The following is an 18044-nucleotide window of genomic DNA, read 5'->3' as shown; positions in this document are numbered from 1 at the left end:
ACGTGCGGGCTGGACGGGGCTAGCGGTCGAGGGCGAACATGACCGCCAGGTCGTGGCAGGCGTGCTCGCCGACCTCGTTGAGGCGGTTGATGTGGCGCACCGAGCCGGCGATGTCACCGTCGCGCAGGGCGTCGTGCATCATGGCCGCGGTGGCCTCCACCGTCACGGCGCCGACCATGGTGCTGCTCGAGCGGATGGCGAGCAGCACAACGTGCGCCTCCTCGGCATCCGGGAACGCGAGGGCCGCCTGCAGGCGCTGCGCGCGGCTGCCCCAGAGGTGCACGAAGTCGTGCACGAACCGCCGCTGCAGCTCGTGGTTCCCACCGACCTGGGAAAGCAGCGCACGCAGCGCCGTGGCCTCGATGTGCGCGCTCAAACCTTGTAGCCGTGGTGACGCTTGACCAGGGTGAAGAACATGGTCAAGGTCTGGATCACCGTGGTGACACCGAGGATCGGCCAGCCGACCCACAGGATCGCGGACTGCACCATGATGGGCAGCTGCAGCCAGATGAACACCAGGGCGGCGGTGAAGCCCACGGCCACCATCAGGGGCACCAGGTAGGCGTTACCGGAACCACGCTCGGCCTTGGCCTGCTCGGCCCAGTTGTCGACCTTCTTGTTGCTGGCGAACTTGGTCCAGGCCCGCATGAAGTGCCCGATGCGCACCCACATGTAGATCTCGGCGGGGAAGAACCCGACGGCGAAGAAGATGTCCTTGCCGTTGCGGTTCTTCATCGACATCGCGGTGCGGAGGTTCAGGAGCAGTGCCACGGCCGGCGGGATCAACCAGATCGGGCTGAACACGAACGCGCTGATGGACAGCGACGCGGCGAGCATGATGAAGAACAGCACCCGGGTGATCACGTTGACGACCATGGAGAAGTTCTCCACCCAGCGCAGCCGCAGGTTGGGGTGGAACGGCTGCCCCTTGGTGTCGCCACGCTGGCCCGGCCACATCAGCTCGATGGCGCCGAAGTTCCACTTCACCTGCTGCGCGTCCAGGCCGCGGAGGGTGGTCATGCCACCCACGTTGGCGCGGGCCTGCGCGCTGATCTTGGTGAGGTAACCGGCGCTCTTGATCTGCAGCGACAGCAGCGAGTCCTCCACCTCGGAGTCCTTCACCCAGGGGGTGGCCTGGTGGCTGTCGACCATGACCTCGCGCAGCGCCTTCATGGAGAAGATCGAGAACTGACCGCCGAGCACGGCCATGTTGCGGCCGCGGAGCATGTTCTGCATGTTGAAGGCGGCGAACTGGGCGCGCTGGCCGGAGATCAGGAAGCTGGGGATGAGACCGTGGATGACGGTGTCGTCGATGCTATAGATCGCCGAGATACCGCCGATGCGGGTGTCGGAGGCGATCTCCGCCTCGAGCTTCTCCACCGCGTTGGTGGAGGCGGTGGTGTCGCCGTCCACGCCGAGCAGGAAGTCGCAGCCCTCGATGAGGGAGTAACCGTAGTTGAGCGCGCCGACCTTCTTGTCGGGGTTGGTGCCGATGTCGTGCACGAACACCTCGGTGAACTGCAGCACCCCGTCGGTGACGACCTCGTGCGGGCCGGCATACTCGCTGGCGATCTTGACGGTGTCGTCGGTGGTGTTGTTCACCACCACGTGGATCACGTCGGGCAGGCGGGTCTGGGCGAGCAGCGAGTCGAGCACACCGGCGATGGAGTCCGCCTCGTTGTACGCGGGAACGATGCATCCGATACTCGGGCGGAAGGTGGGCAGGCCTTCGACCATCTCGTTGAATTCGTTGGCATAGGCAGCAATCGCCGGGTCGACGGGTTCGACGGGCTTCACGTAGCGGTTTCTATCGGTCACAAACCCAACTCTGGCAGGGATTTGTGCGATTTGCCCCTAGTAGGGGTCAAGGTTCTCACAAGATAAGCTCAAGAAAAGGCGCAGCGCGTGCTGGCCGCCGTGGAGATAAAAGGGGAATTCCATGCCGACGTCGACCCGTAGCCGCCTTGCGGTGCTCAGCCTTGCGGCCGGTCTCTCTTTGGCCCTGTCCGGCTGCGGGCAGGCGCCCTGGGCCGGCGGGCTGACCGATACGGCCAGCGCGACTCCCACGGCGAAGGCCACCATCAAGGCGATCAAGAACGACCTGGCCACCGGGTCCGCCCAGCACACCATCACCGCCGGCGACGCCGGCCTCACCGTGGACTACTCGTCGACGCTGAACATGGGCGAGTGGACCGCCGGCGCGAACAAGCCGATCAGCTTCACCGTCACCGCGGCGCTCGGCACCGATGACGGCCAGGCCGTCTACCTGTCCAAGGTGAGCGTCATCCCCGGCGTCTCCGGCCCGGACGGGGCCCTGGATGCCCCGGCGCCGCTGATCGACGAGTCCGGCCTGGCGAACGGGTACTTCATGAAGGCGCCGTACAGCTACGGCCAGACCTTCGTGCTGCCGGCCATCGACCCGGCGGCGACGAGCATCACCCTCTCGTTCACCTACGAGCTGCTCATTCAGACGACGCCCACGTCATCGACTTACGCCAAGCAGACCGCCAGCGACCAGATCGTCGTCGCCGTCGCGAAGTAGCCGCCACAACTGTTCCCCATGCGGACAATTGGTCCCGGCACACCGGGTGCAATTGTCCGCACGGGGAACAGTTTCGCCGCGCATGAGGGCCGCAGCAGGGGCTAGAGCGGGGTGACCGTTTCGGTGACGACCGCGATGTCGTTGCCGCCCTGCTCCTTGACCACGACGATGGCGTGGCTGACGGCGTCGGTGAGTTCGGCGAGGCCGTAGCCGTGGTCGAAGGTGTCCGCGATGCCGAAACTGGCGGTGAGGCGGATCTGGTACGACTCCCCCAGCGGGCCGTCGACGAGGGCGTTCTGGATGCGCTCGGTGATCGACCGCGCCTCGGTGGCGGAGCCGACCGCGGCCAGCACGTAGAACCGGCCGGCGGCGGGGTGCCCGATCTGCGCCATCAGCGGGGCACTGCTGCGCAGGATGTCGGCGAACCGGGCGATGGCCTCGTCGCCGGCGGAGCGGCCGAACGCGGTGTTGATCTCGGGCAGGTTGTCGATGTCGGCGCCGATCATGGCCAGGCCCAGCTGGGCGCGGTCGGCACGCTCGAGGTGGTCGGTGGCGACCTGGCGGAATGACACCGCGGAGAGCACCCCGGCGGCGGAGTGGATGCCCACGGTGATGTCGCCGACGGCGTTGCTGCCCACACCCTCGGCCCGGAGGATCGACACCGCGATGCAGGCGGTGACGATCAACGCCATGTTGAGGATGGAGGTGGTGCCGGAACCGAAGTAGGTGCGGAAGGTGGCGGACTCGACGCCGGCCAGGAGGAAGGTGAGCGCGCGGGCGACGTAGAACACGGCGACCACACCGAGCACGATCGCGAGGATGCGCCCGTTGACGTTGCGGCGCAGCCGGCCGCGCAGGGCCTCGAAGCCGCCGAGGCCGCCCATCACGGCCACGACCAGCCAGAGCGGGCCGGCGCCGGCCCATTCGCCGCCGGCCGGTCCGGGCACCAGCGAGATGGCGCCGACGAGCAGCGCGAGACCGCCGACGATGAGGAAGCGGGAGGAGCGGCCGTTGTAGACCCGGCAGCCGGACCAGAGCGCGCCGACCGTGACGACGAGGGCGGTGTTGGCGAAGGTGATGGCCCACCAGGCATCCGCGCTGACGATGTAGACGCCATAGCCCACGGCCACCATCATGCCCGCCACGAAGGCGAGGCTCCACAACCGGCCGGGCGGGTCGTTGCGGTTGAGCGCGGTGTTGAAAATGAACGACACCCCGCAGAGGATGACGATCAGTCCGCTCATCATTTGCAGCGTCGACGCGTCTAACAGCATGATTCCCCCTGTCGGGCGTGGCGGGCCACGCTCAACTACTTCCTACCGGGAGCGTGGCGATGGCCGTCGTCCCTTTACCTTTGATGGATTCCAGCCGGAGGTCTCCGCCATGCTCGCGCATGATCTCCCGGCTGATGTTCAGGCCCAGTCCGGTGCCGTGCACGCTGGACCCGCGCACCGAGTCGGCGCGGTAGAACCTGTCGAACAGGTTGCCCTGTTCATCTTCGCTCATCCCCCGGCCGGTGTCGGTCACCCGCACCTCGAGGCCGCAGGCGGCGTTCTGCAGGCTCACGCTCACCTTGCCGTTGTCCACGTTGTACTTGATCGCGTTGGAGAGCAGGTTGTCGATCACCTGGCGTAGCCGGAACGCGTCGGCGACGACGCGGGTCTCCGGCAGGGTGCCGAGGTCGAAGCGGATGTTGCGCTGCGAGGCGAGCGGTTCGGCGGACTCCACCGCTTCGGTGAGGATCGCGGCCATGTCGCAGGACTCCAACGCCAGGGCGAGGCCCTCGTTGGACGCGCTGGCGGCGGTGAGCAGGCCGGAGACGATCTCGAGCAGCCGGTCGGAGTTCTTGGACGCGATCTCGAGCATCCGCCGGGTGTCGGGGTCGACGCGTTCGTCGTCGAGGGCGAGTTCGAGGTAGCCGAGGATGGAGGTGAGCGGGGTGCGCAGTTCGTGCGACACCGACGCGACGAGGTCGTCCCTGGCCTGCACGGCACGCACCTCGGCGGTGACGTCGCGGGTGACGAGCACACCGCCGTCGTAGCGGCCGGTGTGGTCGCGGATGGGCCGGGCCGACACGAGCACGGCGGCCTGCTGCTGGTCGGGGGAACCGATCCACACCGTGACCCGGTCGACCGTCTCCCCGCGCATGGCGCGCTGGTACGGCCGGTCGGGCCCGGTGAACGGGGTGACGGCGTCTTCGCGGTAGACGATGTTGGCCAGGCCGATACCGTCGCTGACACCGAAGCGGCTGAGCAGCATCCGCTGGGCCCGGTTCATGAAGTTGACCTTGCCGTCGCGGTCGTAGCCGACCACACCGAAGTCGACGGTGTTGAAGATCTCGTCGAGGGTCTGCTCCTGGCGGCGGGAGCGTTGCAGCGCGGTCTCGAACAGCCCGGCCTGCTGGGTGAGCAGCACCCGCTGGGCCTCGCCGCGGCGGGTGGAGGTGTACGTGACCGAGGCCACGAAGGCGAGCATGATCGTCACCACGGCCAGCAGCGGCGCCTGGGTGGTGGCGTAGCCGGTGGCGTTGAGCGGGTCGGTGAGGAACCGCACCGGCAGGCCCGCCCAGAGCAGGAGAGCCGCGAACACGACACTGCCGGTAGCGCCGGCCTGGCCGAAGTGGGTGGACATCCAGATCACCGGGAAGACGAGCAGGAAGCTCACGCCGAGGTTGGGTTCGGCGATGCGGGCGATGGTGAGGCCGAGGATGTCGAGCAGCGGCAGCACCACGATGTACGCCTTGGGGAAGCGGCGCCACGGCACCGCGGCGGCCAGGCCGGTGGTGCCGAAGATGAGCATGACGCCGAGGAAGTACAGCGGGTCGGCGAACATGGTGGGGCGGGTGACCACCGACACGGCCACGAGCAGCAGCGTCGCGGCGGCGAGGAGCAGCTGGGAGAGGAAGACGCTGCGTTCCACGCGCTCCCGCACGCCGACACGCGGCATCCGGGATGTGTGCTCGACCATAGTGCGACCCTAGCCGTTAGAGGGAAAGCTCAGACGCGGCGCGCACGGGCAGGACGGCGGCGGCGCCGAATTCTTCGAGCCGGGCGAGGGTCTTCTCCAGGCTGCGGGGCACCCCGTAGTGGAAGCCCTGGGCGCTGCGGATGCCGAGGGCGGTGAGGTGGTGGGCCATGGCCTCGTTCTCGACGCCCTCCACGATCATCGAGTACTCGAGGTTATCGCCGAAGCCCTGCAGGGCGGTGAGGACGTGCTGCTGGCGCACGTCGTCGAGGTCGTCGACGAGGCTCTTGTCGATCTTGAGGATGTCCATCGGCACTCGCACCAGGGCGTCGACGGAGGAGTCCTGGGAGCCGTAGTCGTCGAGGGCGATCATGATGCCGATGTCGCGGAGGAAGTCGGCCTGCGCCCGCACCGCGGTGGACACCCGGGCGACACTGCGCTCGTTGAGTTCGAGGCAGAGCGAGATGTGCGGGTATTTTTCGGCCAGTTCGGTGACGAAGGTGCCCATCCGCTGCGGCAGGATCTGGCCGGCCTCGACGTTGATGGTCATGCAGACGATGCTCGGTTCGATCAGCCGGAAGTCCGCGGCGGCGGCCATGGCCTTCACCGCGACCTGGCGGGTGAGCGCGTCGAGCCGGCCCAAGCTCTTGGCCTTCTCCACCAACGACGGCGGCGACAGCGGGCCCAGCTCGGGATCGGTGTAGCGCACCAGGGCCTCGAACGCCCAGATCTGGCCGGTGACGAGGCTGACGATGGGCTGGAACGCGAGTTCGAGCAGGTCCTCGTCGATGGCCCGGGCGACGATGTCGTTCATCTGCGACGACCGGTGCCCGGAGATGTTGATGCTGCTCTCGTGCGCTGGGCCGCCCCGGCGGCGGGACTTCTTGATGGCGAGCATGCTGCGGTCGGCGTCGCGCAGGAGCTGGTTGACATCCGTCTCGCGGTGCGCGGAGTAGGCCAGGCCGATGCTGAGGATCGGGTTGATCACGGCCTTGCCGACGGAGAGCGGTTCGCCGGAGGCCTCCATCACCCGTTCGGCGAGGGCCTTCGCCTCGGCGAGGGAGGACAGCCGGGTGAGGATGACGACGAATTCGTCGCCGCCGACGCGGGCGACGACGTCGTAGGGGCGGACCACGGCGCTGAGCCGGCGACCGAGTTCGCTGAGGATCTCGTCGCCGGCCTGGTGGCCGTAGCGGTCGTTCATCCGTTTGAAGTCGTCGAGGTCGATGAACAGCACCGCGAGGGCCTCGGAGTAGTCGCGGTGGTCGTTGATGTTGGCCAGGGCTTCCTGGAAGGCGCCGTAGTTGGGCAGGCCGGTGAGCGGGTCGGTGTTGGCGCGGATGGTGAGCCCGCCGATGCTCTCCCGGGCGGCGAAGACCACGTCGGCGCTGTGCGCCAGGGCGGTGAGGGCCTGGCGGTCGTCGCTGGTGAACGGGAAGTCCATCACGTCGCGGCGGGCGACGAGGCACTGGCCGCCGAGCACACTGATGGCCAGCGCGGCGCTGATCTCACCGCGGCCGGCCGGATCGTGCCGGATGCTGACGGACTCGACGCCAATGGTGTCGGACACGGCGTGCAGCAGCGTGGCGGCGAGGTCGGCGCTGGTGTTGGCCGGGGTGATGGTGGTGGGCGTGTCCAGCCCGCCGGTCTTCGTGTAGTGGTTGGCGGCGTTGAGCTGGGTGACGCCGTCGACGACGCCGGCCAGGCGCCGGCGCATCGCGGTGACCCGCATCACCAGAATCGTGCCCACACCGAGGATGACGACGGGGATGAGGGTGGCGGCCACGATCAGGGTGTCGGTGCGCTGGTCGATGAACGGATGCGCCCAGGTCGCCACCAGGGAGCAGAACACGGCGAAACCGACGGCGAGCAGCACGGTGCGCCCGACCGAGTACGCGTGCGCGGTGCCCAGCTGGGGTCGTGGCCGGTCGAACCGGCGGCGGAGGGCCTCGGCCACGAGGACGACGGCGACGTACGCGAGGGCGCTGACACCGGCGACGAGCGCGTCCGAAACGCCGAGGTCGTGCAGGGCGCCGCTGGCGGCGAGGAAGGCGGCCCCGCCCACTCCGGCCAGTCCGGCGGAGTACAGCGCCACCTCGGGCCGGCGGGAGCGCAGCCACACCGTGAGGAGCACGCCGAGGCAGACCAGGCCCACGGCGGTGCGCGCCACGATGATCGGCTCCACGGCCAGCACCACCACGATGGGGAGGCTGATCACCGGGCTCAGGTGCGGGACCGCTCCGAGCCGGAGCCTAGGCACGTCGAGCAGCCCGCCGGCGATGACGGCGGCCAACGCGATGACGACGTGTTCGGGGTTGCCGGCGCCGCCGAGCTCGATGATGGCGGAGACGATGAAGTACAGGCCCGTCGCGGCGAACAGGACGAAGGCCAAGCGGCTCGCGGCCGCTGCCGTCCTAATCGTCTCCACAAGCACTGACACTACTGGAGCGGCCGCCGGTTCGGTTCTACGGACGCCTATTCGACGGTGAGTTTCGCGGCGAGCAGCTCGGCGATCTGCACGGCGTTGAGCGCCGCGCCCTTGCGCAGGTTGTCGTTGCTCACGAACAGGGCCAGGCCGCGGCCGTTGGGCACGCCCGGGTCCTGGCGGATGCGGCCGACGAAGCTCGGGTCCTGGCCGGCGGCTTCGAGCGGGGTGGGGATGTCGGTGAGCTGTACGCCGGGCGCATCCTGCAGCAGTTCGGTGGCGCGGGCGACCGAGATCGGCCGGGCGAACTCGACGTTGATGGACAGCGAGTGGCCGGTGAAGACGGGCACGCGCACGCAGGTGCCGCTGACGAGGAGGTCGGGCAGTTCGAGGATCTTGCGGCTCTCGTTGCGGAGCTTCTTCTCCTCGTCGGTCTCGAACGAGCCGTCGTCGACGATCGCGCCGGCCAGCGGGATGACGTCGAACGCGATCGGGCGCTTGTAGATGGTGGGTTCGGGCATGCTCACCGAGGAGCCGTCGTGCACGAGCTGGAAGAGGTTGTCGTCGCTCGCGGCGGCGCGGATCTGGGTGGCCAGTTCCTGCGCACCGGCCAGGCCGCTGCCGGAGACTGCCTGGTAGGTGCTCACGATGAGGCGTTCGAGGCCGGCCTCGTCGTGCAGGACCTTGAGCACCGGCATGGCGGCCATGGTGGTGCAGTTCGGGTTGGCGATGATGCCCTTGACGGCCTGGTCGATGGCCTGCGGGTTGACCTCGCTGACCACCAGAGGCACGTCGGGGTCCATCCGCCAGCCCGACGAGTTGTCGACCACGGTGACGCCGGCCGCGGCGAAGCGGGGCGCCTGTGCCTTGGAGGTGGTGGCGCCGGCGGAGAAGATCGCCACGTCGAGCCCGGTCGGGTCGGCGGTCGCGGCGTCCTCCACCACGATGCGCTCGCCCTTCCAGGGCAGCACGGTGCCGGCGGAGCGGGCGGAGGCGAAGTAGCGGATGCTGGCGACCGGGAAGTCGCGCTCCTCGAGCAGGCGACGCACGACGGCGCCGACCTGGCCGGTGGCGCCGACGACGCCGATGTTGATGCCGGCACGGGTGCTGGGTGCGGTGCTGGTGGCTGCGGTGCTGGTCACTGTGTGGTCCTTACTCAGTCGATCTCGTACCGGGGGTGTCTTGGTGCGCCGGGGCGATGCCGGGTGTGTGTGCACAACTCCTGCAATTCTCCCCGTTCGGAGCCGAAACCGCCCGAAAACGGTGGTTTTGGCAGAAATTGCAGGAGTTATGCCGGGGGTGCTGCGTTTGCTGTGGTGCAGGGCGGCGCCGGGTGCTTGTGGGGTGCAACTGGTCCCGATGCGGACAAATGGGCCCGGTGTGCCGGGTGCAATTGTCCGCAGGGGGAACAGTTGGTGGCGGATGGGCCGGGGCGGATAGGCCGGGCGGGTGGCCCGGGGGCTAGCGGCCGGTGCCGCCGTGGACCACGGCTTCGGCGTCGCCGTCGAGTCCGAAGGCGGTGTGCACCGTGCGCAGGGCCTGGTTGATGGTGTCGGCGCGGGTGACGACCGAGATGCGGATCTCGCTGGTGGAGATCATCTCGATGTTGATGCCGGCCTCGAACAGCGCCTCGAACAGCTTGGCGGAGACGCCGGTGTTGGTGCGCATCCCGGCGCCGACCAGGGCGAGCTTGCCGATCTGGTCGTCGTACTGCAGGCCGGCGAAGCCCACGTTCTCCTGCTCGTTGGTGAGCGCGGTGAGCACCCGCTGGCCCTCCGACTTGGGCAGGGTGAACGAGATGTCGGTGAGCCCGGTGGCGGCTGCCGACACGTTCTGCACGATCATGTCGACGTTCGCGTTGGTCTTGGCGACGATCTTGAAGATCTGCGCGGCCTTGCCGGGGATGTCGGGAACGCCGACGACCGTGACCTTGGCCTCGCTGAGGTCGGCGGCGACCCCCGCGATGATGGGCTCTTCCACTGTCTCTCCATTCGATACGGCGTCGGCAAGCGGGCTGGTGGCGCCCGCGTTGTAGACGATGGTGCCGGTGTTGCTGTTGAACGAGGATCGCACGTGCAGGGTCACACCGTGCCGGCGGGCATATTCCACCGCGCGGATGTAGAGGACCTTGGCGCCGGCGGCGGCGAGCTCGAGCATCTCCTCGCTGGAGACCCGTTCGAGCTTGTGCGCCTTGGGCACGACGCGGGGGTCGGCGGTGAAGATGCCGTCGACATCCGTGTAGATCTCGCAGATGTCGGCGCCGAGGGCGGCGGCAAGGGCGACGGCGGTGGTGTCGGAGCCGCCGCGGCCGAGGGTGGTGATGTCCTTGGTGTCCCGGTTGAAGCCCTGGAAGCCGGCGACGATGACGATGGCGCCCTCGTCGAGCGCGTCGCGGAGCCGGCCGGGGGTGACGTCGACGATGCGGGCGGCGCCGTGCTGGGCATCCGTGATCATGCCGGCCTGGCTGCCGGTGAAGGAGCGGGCGTCGTAGCCCATGCTCTTGATCGCCATGGCGAGCAGGGCCATGGAGATGCGCTCCCCCGCGGTGAGGAGCATGTCGAGCTCGCGGGGCGCCGGGATGGGCGTGACTTGGTGGGCGAGGTCGAGCAGCTCGTCGGTGGAGTCGCCCATCGCGGAGACGGCCACGACGATGTCGTTGCCGGCCTTCTTGGTGTCGACGATCCGTTTGGCGACGCGTTTGATGCTCTCGGCGTCGGCAACGGATGATCCGCCGAACTTCTGCACGATCAGGCTCACGTGGGCACTCCTGGGTTCCGGGTACGCGGACACAGCCCGCGCTCCCATCCTAAATGCGATCGTATTCTCGCCGGTTCATGTGACGTCGTGTGCGCCGTGCGCGGCACCCTGCCCCACCCCGCGCTCATGACTGGCCCACTTTTGCTAGTTGAGCACCCCTCCGCACTAGCAAATTCGGGCCAGTCATGGGCGGGAGCGGCGGAAGCCCAGGGCGAAGACCGTGGCGGAGAGGGCCGCGGCGGCGAGCATGATGGCCGCCGTGGGCACCGGGGTCTGCACGCCGAAGTGGCCGGCGAGCGGGGCGAGGCAGGCCGCGAACGCCATGTTCGAGGCCCCGAGAACGGATGCGGCGGTGCCGGCCCTCAGGCCGTGCGGGCCGAGGGCCACGGTGCTCAGCGCCGGGTTGGTGAGCCCGAAGGCCGTGGTGAAGCCCAGCAGCGGGCCGAGGAACCCCCAGAGGCCGAGCTGCGGAAGCAGCGCCACGCTCAGCAGCAGCAGGAGCGCGCAGCTCACCAGGCCGGCCAGGCCGATGGCGAGGATGCGCTGCGGCGTGAACGCCCGGGCCAGGCGGGCCCCCACCTGGGCGCCGAGGATCATGAGCACACCGTGGCCACCGAAGACGATCGCGTAGCCCGTGGCTGTGAGGCCGAAGACGCCCTGGAAGAGGAACGAGCTCGACGCCATGTAGGCCATCATCCCGCCGAAGAGCAGGCCGCCGCCGAGCACGGCCGAGCGGAAGTGCCGTTCCCCGGCGAGCGCCCGGTAGTCATCGCGCAGGCGCACGGCGCGGCGGAGGGCCCGGCGGGCCGGCGGGTTGGTCTCCCGGCGCATCAGCACCGCCGCCACGATCAGCACGAGCAGCAGGCCGTAACAGACGAGGGTCCAGAACAGGCCCCGCCAGTCGATCACGGTGAGCAGCTGCGCGCCGAGGGCCGGCGAGCCCACCACGAACACGCCCGACACCAGCGACAGCCGGGCCGAGAGGATCAGCATCCGGTCGCCCTGGGCGATGTCGCGCACGATCGCGATCGCGATCACGGCGCACGCGGCGGAGGTCATCCCCTGCAGGAACCGGGCGGCGATGAGCAGCGTGATCGTCGGCGCCAGGGCGCAGGCGACGGATGCGACGCAGTACAGCAGCACCGCCGCCCCGAGCGGGCGGGTGCGCCCGACCGCGTCCGAGATCGGGCCCGCCACCAGCTGGCCGAGGCCCATGCCGATGAACGCCGCGGTGAGGGTGAGCTGCACCATCGAGGCCGTGGTGCCGAAGTCGGCCTCGAGCTGCACGAACGAGGGCAGGTACAGGTCCATCGTGAGCGGCCAGATCGCGCCGAGCAGCCCGAGCGCGATGATCAGCACCACGGTGCTGCGGCCGGCCAGGCCGGTGCTTTCGGGCGAGCGCGGGTCGGCCAGGCGGGTGGCGCCGGTGGCGTCGGCCGGGCGTAGGTCTGCCAGGCCGGTGCTTGCGGTCGAGCGCGGGTCAGGCGCCGCTTCGCGGGTGGCGCGCCGCCCGCGAAGCGGCGCCTTGCCCGCGGAACGCTGCTGGGTCACGCGGGCGTGCCCGCCGCGGCGACGACGAGCTCCCCGATCGTCTCGGCGGCGGAGTCGGCGCTGGTGTCGGCGGTGGCGGCGGTGTCGAGCAGCAGGTAGCCGAACGGCGCGAGCACGGGGCCGGTTACCGGGGCCCCGGTGCCGAACTCGACCCCGGTGAGGTCGAGTTCCACCGCGGTCGGGCCGTGGTTGATGACGGTGACGACGGTGCCGCGCCGGGCGACCTCGACGAGTTCGGGCAGGCCGGGCAGCACGGGGTGCACGCCGGCGGCCTCGAAGACGTGGCCGGTGACGGTCTGCTTGCCCGCCGCATCCGGGATCGTCGCCAGATAGTAGGCCCGGCCGGCGCCGACCGGGTTGACGGTGAACGCGGGGCGCCCGTCGAGGCGGCCGCCACGGAAGGCTCCGAGCTGCTCCGCACCGGCGAGGTGGATTTCCTCGGCGAGCAGCTGGCCGGTGGCTGCGCCGCGGGGAGTGTCGAACGGGGCCGAGTTCTGGCCCGATCCCCCGGCACCGGCCGCCGGTCCGCCGGTGTCGCCGGCGGACAGCCCGGTCGACGACCCGCCGGCCGGGAACGCGAGCGCGCCGAAGTCCTCGAGGGTGATGCCGAGCACGGGGCCGAGCTGGGTGAGGTATCCCCCGGGCCGGAACGCGTCGTTCTCGTCGACGATGTCGCTGAACGCGGTGACGAGCAGGTGGCCGCCGGCCTCGACGAACGCGACCAGGTTGGCCGCGCCCGCGGCACGCAGCAGGTACAGCTCGGGTGCGACCACAACGGCGTAGCCGGAGAGGTCACTGGTGGGCAGGACGAAATCGATCTGCACGTGCTGGCGGTGGATGGCGGCGTACCAGTCCTGCAGGATGGCGACATAGTCCAGCACGATCGGGTGGTCGGGGTTCTTGAGCGCCCACCAGTTCTCCCAGTCGAAGACCAGGGCGACCCGCGCGTCGCGGCTGCCCGCGGGCAAGGCCGGCAGCGCAGCCAGTTCGGTGCCGAGCGCGCTGACCTCACCCCAGGAGCGCGTGTTGGTGCCGGCGTGCGGCAGCATCGCGGAGTGGAACTTCTCCGAGCCGGAGCGGGACTGCCGCCACTGGAAGAACATGATCCCGTCGGCGCCGCGGGCGATCGCCTGCGCGCTCAGCGCCGCCATCTGGCCCGGAGCCTTGGGCGCGTTGGTGGGCCGCCAGTTCAGGGCGTTCGAGGACTGCTCCAGCAGCAGCCACGGCACATCCGGTTTCAGCGAGCGCATCAGGTCGCGGGCGAAGGCGGCGGCGCGGAACGACTCCGGGTCGTTCGGGTCGGGGTAGCAGTCGTCGGTGATGACGTCCATCTCCTCGGCCCAACGCCAGTAGTCGGCCGGCGGGAACGCCCCCATGAAATTCGTGGTGACCGGTTGCGTGGCGCCGGCGGCTCGGATGATGCGCTTTTCCATCAGGAACAGCTCGAGCAGCGCATCCGAGGTGAACCGGCGGAAGTCGACCAGGCCGGCCGGGTTGTGACTGTACGGCGCCTTCCTCGGCGGCGTGATCTGATCGAACGCGGTGTAACGCTGCGACCAGAAGTCAGTGCCCCAGGCCGCGTTCAGGGCGTCGATCGAGCCGTACTTCTCTGCCAGCCAGACCCGGAAGGCGACGGCGGCGTTCTCCGAGTAGTCGTAGTTGAGGTGGCAACCGTATTCGTTGTTGACGTGCCAGAGCACGACCGCCGGATGGTTCGCGTAGCGCTCGGCGATGGCGGTGACCAGTTCGGCGGCGAGCCGACGGTACACCGGCGAGGTGGGCGCGTACGCCTGGCGGCTGCCGGGCCAGTAGACGGCGCCGTTCTCGTCCTCGGGCAGCATCTCCGGGTACGCCGCCGTCGCCCACGGCGGCGTCGAGGCGGTGGCGGTGGCCAGGCACACGGCCACGCCGTTGGCGTGCAGCAGGTCGATGACGGTGTCGAGCCAGTCGAAGTCGAAGACACCCTCCGCCGGCTGGATGCGGCTCCACGCGAAGATGCCGAGGCTCACCATGGTGACACCGGCCTCACGCATCAGCCGCACGTCCTCGTGCCAGACCGCCTCCGGCCATTGTTCCGGGTTGTAGTCGCCGCCGTAATGCATGGTGTGGGTACCTGTTCTGCCGCGTCCGCGGCGTGTGTGTGGGTGGGAAGCGGGCCGGTCTGGCTCGGGAATCCGTCAGAGCGTGGCGGGGGCCGTGCCGGCGACCACCGCGTTGTGCAGCTCGTCGACGTCGAGACCCAGACGTGACGGGCCGGCGATATTCGTCAGCAGCACGAAGCACACGCCGAGCGCCGGGTAGAGCCAGAATTCGGTGCCGGCCCAGCCGCCGTGCCCGTAGACGTTCCGCTCCAACAGGCCGGGCGCGTTGTGCCGGAGATTCCAGCCCAGCCCCCAGTCCTGCCCGCGCTCGGCTGTGTACGGTGCGAGCTTGGGCAGCCCCGCGGTCTGCGGCCGGAGCATGGCGGCGACCGTGCGCGGATGCGCCACCCGGCCGTCGTCGGCGAGCAACGCCGACCCGAGCGCCAGCAGGTCGCCCGCCGTCGCGAACAGGCCCGCGCCCGGATGCTGCAGCCGCCTCAGCGCCGGATAGTCCAGCCCCTCCTGCTCCGCGTCGAAGACCGGGTGCGGTTCGCAACCGTCATCGAAGGTGAGGCCGGGCATACCGGCATCCGCGGCCAGGGCGTCGAGTTCATACTCCAGCGTCTGGCCGGTGGCGTGCTCCACCAGCGCCTGCACCCCGGCGAAGGCGATGCTCGAGTAACGCGACATCGTGCCCGCCGCGAAGTCCGCCCCGGCACCGAGAATCGACGCGTCCAGGCCCAGCGGGGTGTGCAGCGGCGGCTCGGCGATGCCCGACGTGTGGCTGAGCAGGTGATTGAGGCGCACCGTGTCGGCGCGGCCGGCGCCGAAACCGGGCATCGCCGTGGTGAGCGGTGTCATCGGGGTGAGCAGCCCGCGTTCGACGGCCCGCAGCGCGGTCAGGGCCACGATGGGCTTGGTGATCGAGAACAGCGGATAGTGATCGGTCACCGTGGCGGCGCGGCTGCCGCTGGCCCCGAACGCGTCGAGGTCGAGGACCCCGGTGGAGTCGGCGATGCCCAACACGGCGGTGGGCAGGAGGCCGGATTCCACCTGGCGGGCCGCCCAGTCGAACGCGTGATCGAAACCGGGCATTACTTTCCCTGGTCGCCGCGACGGGGGCGTTCCGGGACGGCGACGATGGCCAGCACGACGCAGCCGAGGGCCGGTACGACGAGGGGTGCGAGCTGCCAGGTGACGACCACGGCGAAGACGCCCGTGACGATCGTGTACGCCGCCCCGGCGGGGTCGCCCCGGAGGACCGCGGGGAGGGCCGTGATCGCGCGGCGCCAGCCGGCATCCGGGGCCCAGAGGCCCGCGGCGGTGAACAACGCGAGGCCCAGACCGGCGAGGCCGAGCCATCCGACCAGGCCGATCAGCGGGCCGCCCGGCAGCGCGCCGGAGGCGGCGAGGTCGATGTCGAGGAGAAGCACGAGCGTCAGCGCGAGCGTGGCGATCCCGACGACCACCCCACCCAGGAGGGCCTTCCTGAAGTCGGCGACGGCCGCGGCGAGGGTCGATTCCTCGGCGAGCAGGAAGCGCCGCATGTGCCGGGTTCCGGCAACGAGGGCGGCGGGCATCGTGATCAGCGGCACCGAGGCCGCGGTGACCAGGATGCCCACGGTCAGCACCTCGCCCAGCAGCGCGAACCGGTTCTGCGCGCCCGGGAAGCGGGCGGGCGCCAGCTGCGCGGGCCCGCTTCCCGATGCGGCCGCCCGGCGGGCCGCCTGCTCGGAGCGCCGCACCTGACGGGGACGCGTGCTGGTCGTCGTCATCAGCCCTTGAGCCCCTGGGTCGCGACCCCGTCGACCAGGAACCGCTGGAAGACCATGAAGAAGATCAGGATGGGCAGCAAAGCCAGCAACGACACCGCGACGGTTGCCCCGTAATCCGACGTGGAGGAGGCGTCGTTGTAGAGCCGCAGGGCGATCGGCAGCGGGTACTTTTCCGGCGAGTTCAGGTACAGCAGCGGCCCGAGGAAGTCGTTCCAGGACCAGATGAACGCGAAGATCGCACTCGTGATCATGGCCGGCTTGATCAGCGGAACGATGATGCTGAAGAAGATGCGGATGTGCCCTGCACCGTCGATGCGGGCCGCTTCGTCGAGCTCCCGGGGGATGTTGCGGATGAACTGCACCATCAGGAAGACGAAGAACGCCTCGGTCGCCAAGAACTTGGGCAGGATGAGCGGCACGTAGGTGTCGATCAGCTCGAGCTTCTGGAACATGATGTACTGCGGAATGATGATCACGTGGATCGGCAGCAGCATCGTGCCGATCATGGCGGCGAACAGGATGCCGACACCCTTGAACTTGATCCGGGCGAACGCGTAGGCGGCGAGCGACGCCGACATCAGGATGCCGACGACGGCCAGCAGGGCGATGGTCAGCGAGTTCGCGAAGAACCGCCACAGCGGGATTCCGCCGATGCCCTCGACGACCTTGAGGTAGTTGTTGATCGTGGGGTTGTCGGGGATGAGGCCCGGGTTCTGCCCGAACTCGCTGGAGGGCTTGAAACTGGAGACCACCAGCCACAGGAGCGGGTACAGGATGACCGCGGTGATCGCGACGAGAACGACGAACCAGATGATGGTGTACACAGTTTTGCGCTTCATCTGGCGCCGGCGCGGTGCCGGTTGGGTCTGGACCTGCAGGGTCTCGGCCTGGTCGACTTCGATGGTGCTCATTTGCTCTCTCCCGCGTAGTGAACCCAGCGGTTCGAGGTGCGGAACAGGATGAAGGCGATGATCGCAACGACGATCACCAGCACCCAGGCCATCGCCGCGGCGTAGCCCATCTGTCCGTCGGCGAAGCCGCGCTTGTAGAGGTAGACGGTATAGAAGTTGGTCATGCCGGCGGGGCCGCCGGACCCGTTGGAGATGATGTACGCCGAGGCGAACACCTGGAATGCGTGGATGGTTTCCAGCAGCAGGTTGAAGAAGATCACCGAGCTGAGCATGGGGAGGGTGACCGACCGGAATTTGCGGAACGGACCGGCTCCGTCGACTTCGGCCGCCTCGTAGAGTTCCTGCGGAACCTGCTTGAGGCCGGCGAGGAAGATCACCATCGGGGCACCGAACTGCCAGACCGCGAGGAGGATCATCATCGGCAGTACCAGGGCGACGTTGCCGACCCATCCGCCGAGGTTGATGCCGAAGAGGCTCAACGACGAGTCGACCGGGCCGCCGCCGGAGAACATGGCCCGCCAGACGATCGCAACCGACACGGATGCGCCGATGAGCGAGGGAGCGTAGAAGGAGGAACGGAAGAACCCCGAACCCTTGTTGCGGTAGTTGAGCAGCATCGCGATGCCCAGTGCTGCGGCGAGTTTGACCGGGGTGCCGACCAGTACGTAGGTGAGGGTGATCTGCACCGAATGCATGTACTGCGGGTCTTCGGTGAACATCCGGATGTAGTTGTCGAACCCGACGAACTCCGGTGCGGCGAAGAGGTTGTACTTGGTGAACGACAGGTACAGGGAGTAGATCATGGGGCCCAGGGTGAGACCGAGGAAGCCAATCAGCCAGGGCAGCAGGAAAGCGTATCCCGCGGTGTTCTCGCGACGGTTCGCCTGTCGGCGGCCCGGCTTGACCGGAGCTCGTCGCGTGGGGGCGGATGGGGCCGGGGTGCTGTCATCGCCGGCGAGGCCGGCCGTGCTCGGCTGCGTCACTGCAGCCGTGTTCTCGATCGTCACACTATTCTCCGATCACTGTGACACCGTCGGG

At 69.1% G+C, this 18044-nt stretch carries 14 protein-coding genes; 1 reads left to right on the top strand and 13 read right to left on the bottom strand.

Annotated features, from left to right (window positions below; genetic code table 11):
• Nucleotides 1–19: 19 nt before the first annotated feature.
• Nucleotides 20–376, bottom strand: a complete 357-nt coding sequence (locus ACU5E9_RS15970; protein ID WP_456810873.1) for a hypothetical protein — start codon at nucleotides 374–376, stop codon at nucleotides 20–22.
• Nucleotides 373–1818, bottom strand: a complete 1446-nt coding sequence (locus tag ACU5E9_RS15965; RefSeq protein WP_456810872.1) for a glycosyltransferase family 2 protein — start codon at nucleotides 1816–1818, stop codon at nucleotides 373–375. Before ACU5E9_RS15965 ends, ACU5E9_RS15970 begins: the two co-directional genes overlap by 4 nt.
• A gap of 121 nt (nucleotides 1819–1939) precedes the next feature.
• On the opposite strand from ACU5E9_RS15965, the gene ACU5E9_RS15960 reads away from it, so the two are divergent.
• Nucleotides 1940–2542, top strand: coding sequence for a hypothetical protein (locus ACU5E9_RS15960; RefSeq protein ID WP_456810871.1), 603 nt, complete (start codon nucleotides 1940–1942; stop codon nucleotides 2540–2542).
• Between the two features lie 101 nt (nucleotides 2543–2643).
• Here ACU5E9_RS15960 and ACU5E9_RS15955 read toward each other — a convergent pair whose 3' ends face one another.
• The 11 genes from ACU5E9_RS15955 to ACU5E9_RS15905 form a co-directional block, all read right to left on the bottom strand.
• Entirely contained in the window at nucleotides 2644–3786 is a 1143-nt protein-coding gene (locus tag ACU5E9_RS15955) for a GGDEF domain-containing protein (RefSeq protein ID WP_456810870.1), read from the bottom strand.
• A gap of 61 nt (nucleotides 3787–3847) precedes the next feature.
• Complete coding sequence (locus tag ACU5E9_RS15950; protein ID WP_456810869.1) at nucleotides 3848–5509, bottom strand: sensor histidine kinase; 1662 nt, start codon at nucleotides 5507–5509, stop codon at nucleotides 3848–3850.
• Nucleotides 5510–5525: 16 nt separating this feature from the next.
• On the bottom strand, nucleotides 5526–7934 hold the full coding sequence (locus tag ACU5E9_RS15945) for an EAL domain-containing protein (protein WP_456810868.1): 2409 nt from the start codon (nucleotides 7932–7934) through the stop codon (nucleotides 5526–5528).
• A 47-nt stretch (nucleotides 7935–7981) separates the two neighbouring features.
• Nucleotides 7982–9073, bottom strand: a complete 1092-nt coding sequence (locus ACU5E9_RS15940; RefSeq protein ID WP_456810867.1) for an aspartate-semialdehyde dehydrogenase — start codon at nucleotides 9071–9073, stop codon at nucleotides 7982–7984.
• Between the two features lie 319 nt (nucleotides 9074–9392).
• Complete coding sequence (locus tag ACU5E9_RS15935) at nucleotides 9393–10688, bottom strand: aspartate kinase (protein ID WP_456810866.1); 1296 nt, start codon at nucleotides 10686–10688, stop codon at nucleotides 9393–9395.
• A gap of 183 nt (nucleotides 10689–10871) precedes the next feature.
• Entirely contained in the window at nucleotides 10872–12239 is a 1368-nt protein-coding gene (locus ACU5E9_RS15930; protein ID WP_456810865.1) for a Bcr/CflA family efflux MFS transporter, read from the bottom strand.
• The gene (locus ACU5E9_RS15925) at nucleotides 12236–14341 is read right to left on the bottom strand and encodes a beta-galactosidase (RefSeq protein WP_456810864.1); all 2106 of its coding nucleotides are present in this window, start codon (nucleotides 14339–14341) and stop codon (nucleotides 12236–12238) included. The genes ACU5E9_RS15930 and ACU5E9_RS15925 overlap by 4 nt, the downstream gene beginning before the upstream one ends.
• Nucleotides 14342–14416: 75 nt before the next feature.
• The gene (locus ACU5E9_RS15920; RefSeq protein ID WP_456810863.1) at nucleotides 14417–15415 is read right to left on the bottom strand and encodes a serine hydrolase domain-containing protein; all 999 of its coding nucleotides are present in this window, start codon (nucleotides 15413–15415) and stop codon (nucleotides 14417–14419) included.
• Nucleotides 15415–16095: a hypothetical protein gene (locus ACU5E9_RS15915; protein WP_456810862.1), complete on the bottom strand. Its 681-nt coding sequence runs from the start codon at nucleotides 16093–16095 to the stop codon at nucleotides 15415–15417. The genes ACU5E9_RS15920 and ACU5E9_RS15915 overlap by 1 nt, the downstream gene beginning before the upstream one ends.
• Entirely contained in the window at nucleotides 16095–17006 is a 912-nt protein-coding gene (locus ACU5E9_RS15910) for a carbohydrate ABC transporter permease (protein WP_456810861.1), read from the bottom strand. The genes ACU5E9_RS15915 and ACU5E9_RS15910 overlap by 1 nt, the downstream gene beginning before the upstream one ends.
• Nucleotides 17003–17989 (bottom strand): carbohydrate ABC transporter permease, encoded by a 987-nt coding sequence (locus ACU5E9_RS15905; protein WP_456813560.1) that lies wholly within the window; start codon nucleotides 17987–17989, stop codon nucleotides 17003–17005. Before ACU5E9_RS15905 ends, ACU5E9_RS15910 begins: the two co-directional genes overlap by 4 nt.
• Nucleotides 17990–18044: the final 55 nt, after the last annotated feature.

The sequence above is a fragment of the Cryobacterium sp. AP23 genome, assembly GCF_054075385.1.
Note: the sequence above shows the minus strand (reverse complement) of the source record. Positions and strands in the feature narration are given on the sequence as shown.

Excerpts from the sequence above, each read along its gene's own strand:
- ACU5E9_RS15960 (WP_456810871.1), top strand. The coding sequence starts at position 1,940 with ATGCCGACGTCGACCCGTAGCCGCCTTGCGGTGCTCAGCCTTGCGGCC.
- ACU5E9_RS15910 (WP_456810861.1), bottom strand. The coding sequence starts at position 17,006 with ATGAGCACCATCGAAGTCGACCAGGCCGAGACCCTGCAGGTCCAGACC.
- ACU5E9_RS15950 (WP_456810869.1), bottom strand. The coding sequence starts at position 5,509 with ATGGTCGAGCACACATCCCGGATGCCGCGTGTCGGCGTGCGGGAGCGC.
- ACU5E9_RS15915 (WP_456810862.1), bottom strand. The coding sequence starts at position 16,095 with ATGACGACGACCAGCACGCGTCCCCGTCAGGTGCGGCGCTCCGAGCAG.
- ACU5E9_RS15925 (WP_456810864.1), bottom strand. The coding sequence starts at position 14,341 with ATGCATTACGGCGGCGACTACAACCCGGAACAATGGCCGGAGGCGGTC.
- ACU5E9_RS15920 (WP_456810863.1), bottom strand. The coding sequence starts at position 15,415 with ATGCCCGGTTTCGATCACGCGTTCGACTGGGCGGCCCGCCAGGTGGAA.
- ACU5E9_RS15955 (WP_456810870.1), bottom strand. The coding sequence starts at position 3,786 with ATGAGCGGACTGATCGTCATCCTCTGCGGGGTGTCGTTCATTTTCAAC.